The 1,304-nt window shown below is 55.0% G+C and carries 1 protein-coding gene; it reads left to right on the forward strand.

Annotated features, from left to right (window positions below):
• Positions 1–1,304: DUF6531 domain-containing protein (locus G437_RS11090; protein WP_024332475.1), on the forward strand; the 1,304-nt coding region annotated here is incomplete at both ends.

Genomic DNA, 1,304 nt, shown 5'->3' on the forward strand with positions numbered 1-1,304 from the left:
TCAGAGCAGTCTTTGCTGTGGGTGTTAGAGTCGGCGGGGGCTGCTACGTACCGGGATCAGTTAGAGGTTCCTGCTCTTTCGCTGGTGGGGGTGGTTCCTTCTACTGGGTTTGCTGACGATCCGGTGTCTACGGTTACTGGTAATTTTGTTTTTCTGGTTTCGGATTTTGTTTTTCCGTCTATGGGTTCCGTTTTGGGCCTATCGCGTACTTATAACAGTGTGTGTTGCGTGGGCGAAAATGCCCTCGGTGGGGCCTTTGGTGCTGGCTGGTCTTCTGTGTTGGATCAGTGCCTTTCCTTTGATCGGGAGGGGGCGTATTGGCGGACGGGGCAGGGTAGGCAGATTTTCTTTCCGTGTCCTGGTAGTGCCGAGGGCGGTTTTGTGATCGGGGATGATCGGACGCGTTCAGTGGGGGATAACTATTGGCTTACCCGCTCCCGGGGAGGTTTCCGTATTGTTGATAATGCGGGTTTTTGGTGGCTGTTTGATGTGCAGGGCCGGTGGGTATCTTCTGGTTTTGGAACTGAGGATTCGGTTAGGGCGCGCCGAGATGAGGAAGGCAGGATCAGCCGGCTAGAGCATTGCAGGGGAGGGCAGATTGCTTTTACTTACGCGGCAGGCTTGGTGGTTTCTGCCTGTGATGGCGTAGACCGTATTGAATATGTTTATGACGGTTCTAAGTTGGCCCGAACGAAGAGCAACCTTGGTCAGTGTGCGTATGTTTGGTCTGGCCCGTTCATTGAGAGTATCAGTGATGAGTCGGGAACGCTTCTTTGCCGCAATGACTATGACCGGATCGGTCGAGTTGTTTGCCAAAGGTCGGCGCAGGGGCGGGTTAGTAAATACTCGTATTTGGGGGCTGGCACGGTTAGCGTGTCTGACCTGGATGGGGGTAGGTCTGACAGGTGGGGTCGTACTGTTGGGGTTCTTGATTCGGCTGGGTATGGCCAGCAAATGGCCTATGATCGTTGGGGGAATCTGCTTTTTGTTTCTGACCGCCTTGGGTATACGCACCGGTTTACCTATGATGAGCGGTCCCGGATAAGTCAGGAAGTGTTGGCGGGCGGGGGCAGGGTTTGCTATGAGTGGGATGAGCTGGATCGCCTGGTTAGCGTCCGTAGCGTCCAGGCCTCTTCTGGGCAGGATGAGCCCAGCGTGGATCAGGCTGGCGCGGGTTATAGGCTTTTCTATCAAGACGATGGACGCTACCCGGTTGAAATAGTCAATCCGGTAGGGGGCGTAACCCGGGCCTGTTATAACGAGGGGTTGTTGACGGGGATTGTTGATCCGGAGGGCACCCAGTT

The organism is Winkia neuii subsp. neuii DSM 8576, assembly GCF_000420405.1.
Lineage (GTDB): Bacteria > Actinomycetota > Actinomycetes > Actinomycetales > Actinomycetaceae > Winkia > Winkia neuii.